Source organism: Winogradskyella vidalii (genome assembly GCF_013403955.1).
In the GTDB taxonomy this organism is placed as follows: domain Bacteria; phylum Bacteroidota; class Bacteroidia; order Flavobacteriales; family Flavobacteriaceae; genus Winogradskyella; species Winogradskyella vidalii.
Genome location: NZ_JABFDG010000021.1, coordinates 1 through 3,870, shown reverse-complemented (window position 1 = coordinate 3,870; position 3,870 = coordinate 1). Strand labels below are relative to the sequence as shown.

General features: G+C 31.1%; 4 protein-coding genes. 3 read left to right on the top strand and 1 reads right to left on the bottom strand.

Annotated features, from left to right (window positions below):
* Positions 1-453 precede the first annotated feature (453 nt).
* The 3 genes from HM982_RS18145 (at position 454) to HM982_RS18135 (ending at position 3,406) form a co-directional block, all read left to right on the top strand.
* Entirely contained in the window at positions 454-1,332 is an 879-nt protein-coding gene (locus HM982_RS18145; RefSeq protein WP_179354740.1) for an alpha/beta hydrolase, read from the top strand.
* A gap of 271 nt (positions 1,333-1,603) precedes the next feature.
* Positions 1,604-2,482 carry an NmrA family NAD(P)-binding protein gene (locus HM982_RS18140; RefSeq protein WP_179354739.1) on the top strand — a complete coding sequence of 293 codons (879 nt, stop codon included), beginning with the start codon at positions 1,604-1,606 and terminating at the stop codon, positions 2,480-2,482.
* 9 nt (positions 2,483-2,491) lie between these two features.
* Entirely contained in the window at positions 2,492-3,406 is a 915-nt protein-coding gene (locus tag HM982_RS18135) for a helix-turn-helix domain-containing protein (RefSeq protein WP_179354738.1), read from the top strand.
* Between the two features lie 74 nt (positions 3,407-3,480).
* Here the strand turns inward: HM982_RS18135 and HM982_RS18130 are convergent.
* Positions 3,481-3,870, bottom strand: a 390-nt coding sequence (locus HM982_RS18130) for a transposase (RefSeq protein WP_179354724.1), incomplete at its 5' end; no start/stop codon positions are given.

Genomic DNA, 3,870 nt, shown 5'->3' with positions numbered 1-3,870 from the left:
TCTGTGACATCAAAAACCAAATGGCTAATGTCTATTCCAAAATATTTAATATCTTTATTCATAAGAAATGTTTTTTTCAAAGGACAATCTACGCGAGTTTCAACGACTTAAAATCGAGGTCTTAAAGCCTCATAGAACTGTACGAAATCTGTGTAGAAAAGAGAGGGGATTTTCAATGTTGACGAGATCTGAAGTCTCTGCGTATATAATAACCTTACTCCTCTCTTTTGTTCTTTCTAATTTATAAATCTTAATTTAGTGTTTTTATTTAATTGCTAACTTAAGACGTGTATAATTAATTGCTTGGTTCTAGCCTACTTGCGAAAATTCCTGCGGAATTTTCTCTGGTCCGTAAAAGTTTGCTAAATTAGCTACCCAACCACGCAACTAACCATACACAAACACGTTGGCAGTAATGTGAGCAACGAACTCTGAATTAAACAAATGAACTTTTTGAAACTACAAAATCTAATATTTATAACATTTTCTTTTTTGATTTTTTGTAACCCTCTATTTAGCCAAAAATTAGACCCAAAAGGGCGAGATTTTTTTAAACCAGACCATATCGTTAAATCTGAAATTACAAATAAAGATTATTTAATTCATATGTCTTTTCCAAAGAATTATTCTATTAAGGACAGCATAACATATCCAGTGCTTTATGTTTTGGACGGAAAAAGCACGTATGGATATTTCGAATCATCTTACATTGATTTTGAAAAAATCGAAGATGTGATTCTCGTAGGTATCAGTCACAAAGTAAATGGAGTAGAATCAAAAATTAATAGATTTAATGACTACACACCATATCGAGACACATTAACTGATAGAAAATTTGACAAGAAGTTTGGAGTTGAAAAAGGAACAATAAAAACCGGCGGAGCAGTTAAGTTTTTAGAGTGCATAAAGAAAGAAATAGTACCTTTTATTGATGAACATTATAAAACGAATTCTGACAGAGGAATTTCAGGACATTCTCTTGGTGGTTTATTTACAGCATACTGTTTCTTAAATTCTGACAATTACTTTACCCGATTTGGAATAAATAGTCCTTCATTTCAGCTGAACGAAAAGATATTTTTAGAGCCAGCTATCGTTAAGTTTACGAGTAGTGAAACTTGGAATATCGAACCAACGAAAGTATTTATTTCAACAGGAGAAAATGAAAGTCCAATGATGGTGTCTAATATGGTTAAGTTTAGTTTATATCTTAAAAAAAATAAGTACGAAAATGTTGATATGAATTGGAGAATATATAGAAATGAATCTCATACTTCAGTAATTCCGTTTTGTTTAAATGGAACGCTGACAACCTTATATAGAAAAGAATAAAACACTACTGCCAACACCGTGTATAATTCATTGCTAGTTATAGCTTACTTACGAAAGTCCTCGCGGACTTTCTATCTGTGAATTATTTGCTAACTTTAATGCTTAAACACGCAACGAAATCATACACAAAACCGTTATGCGCAAGCTGAAAAAATCCGTGCTTAATATCAAACATAAGTAATTATCAGATTTGGCTTGTGAATAGCATCATCTGACTACATAAGTTTATAATCGTTATTTAACCTTTGTATCTAACACAATATTAAATAAAATGAAAATAACACTTACAAGTTCACTAGGGAATATCGGAAAAACACTTGCCGAAAATCTTATCAAAAACGGTCACGAAGTAACTATTATAAGCCACTCGTTAGAGAGAAAGGCGGAAATTGAAAATATAAATGGTAAACCACTAATAGGTTCTTTACAAGATACAGAGTTTTTAGTTTCAGCATTTTCTGGAGCAGATTCTGTTTTCTTAATGAACCCACCTGATTACTCACAACCTGATATTAGAGAATATTACAGACAAATAAGTACGAACTTCGCGAAAGCAATTGAAAAAACAAGAGTTTACAGAGTTGTACTTTTAAGTAGTTTCGGAGCTCATCTAAATTACGGGACAGGCTCAATATTAGGTTCTCATTTTTCAGAAGAAATCATTAAACAAGTACCGAAAATAAATTTGACAATTTTAAGACCGACTTATTTTTATTATAATCTCAACAATTATGTTGATATGATAAAATATACAGGTCAAATTTTAGCTAACTATGGTTCTACTAAATTTCCACTTGTTTCACCAAAAGACATTGCAGAGATTGCTACCCAAGAATTGGAAAACAATAAAAGTGAATTGTTTAAATATATAGCAAGTTCAGAACACACAGGACAGGAAATTGCAACTACATTAGGTAAAGCAATTGGGATATCAGATTTGAAGTGGACAATAGTCTCAGATGAAGACGTAAAAAAAGGAATGCAACAAAGTGGAATACCTGCTAATATAGCTAGTCTATTTACTGAAATGTATCACAGTCTTGAAAATGGCAGACTCACTGAAAATTACAACAATAATAAACCATCTAAAATGGGTAGAGAAAGTCTTTCAGATTTTGCAAATGAATTTGCTACATTGTATAATAAATAAACATCATAAATGTTAAGAGAAATTGTTCATATTAATAGTATTAACGAATACCATAAAGTTAATAACCTTTCAAAACCACTACATCCGTTAGTGAGTGTCATTAATTTTGCAGATGTTAAACATAAAGCTGGTACTTCATTAAATGTTACACACGGTTTTTATTGCATCGCATTAAAACGTTTGTATGATGGTAAAATGAAGTATGGACAACAAGAATATGACTTTGACGAAGGCGTTTTAGCATTTGTTGCACCTAATCAAGTAATGTCTATTGAAGTTGAAAACGCTAGCAAACTAAATCATTCTGGGTGGTTGCTTATCTTCCATCCAGATTTTTTGTGGAACACAGCTTTAGCTAACAAAATTAAAACGTATGACTTTTTTGAATATCAATTAAAAGAAGCGCTTCATCTTTCAGAAAAAGAAGAAAAAATGCTTATTCGAATTATGGAAGATATTCATCAAGAATACAACTCAAATATTGATAATTTTAGTCAAGACGTTATTATTTCTAATTTAGAGCTATTACTAACGTATTCAAGGCGTTTTTATCAACGTCAATTTATCACTCGTAAAAAGTCTAATCATACAATTTTAGAACATTTTGAATTTGTATTAAATGACTTGTTAAGTGACGAAGAGTTGGCATTAAATGGATTACCAACTGTCGAAAAAATAGCTAATAAACTAAATATCTCGCCAAATTATTTAACTAGGCTTTTAAAAACAATCACAGGAAAAAGTACACAATCATTTATACACGAGAAAATAATACAATTAGCTAAAGAAAAGCTATCAATTACCGAGCTGTCCGTTAATGAAATAGCTTACGAATTGGGTTTTGAACATCCACAATCTTTTGGGAAATTATTCAAGAAAAAAACAGAAATGACACCATTAGAATTTAGAAAAAGCTATAATTGAATTTGGTTAGACAAATTGAACGTAGAAAGCCAGCGCATAACAAAGTACTGTGGTAAAAAACAAGTAAAAATGCACTAATTTTTCATTAAAGTACTTCTATATGTATCATCATATATTAAACCTGATTTTGCTATAGCAAAAGCCTGTTTTAATAGTTTATTACACACCGCTATCAATGCCAATTTTTTACTCTTTCCTTTTGCTACTATTCTCTCATAAATATCACGACATGCTTTATTGTATTTACAAGCATTAAAGCTGCACATAAATAACAGATTACGTAGTTTCTGATTTCCTATTTTACTGATACGAGGCCGTCCATTTACACTACTCCCACTCTTTCTAACTACAGGGGTTAATCCAGCATAACTACACAATTCGCTACCACTTTTAAAACGATCAAATCCATCGGTTAAAACCAATAGCATTACTGCGGTTTTATTTCCTATACCTGGAATAGTTTT

Bases quoted from the DNA above. Each gene is read 5' to 3' on its own strand.
- HM982_RS18140 (WP_179354739.1), top strand. From the start codon at position 1,604: ATGAAAATAACACTTACAAGTTCACTAGGGAATATCGGAAAAACACTT.
- HM982_RS18135 (WP_179354738.1), top strand. From the start codon at position 2,492: ATGTTAAGAGAAATTGTTCATATTAATAGTATTAACGAATACCATAAA.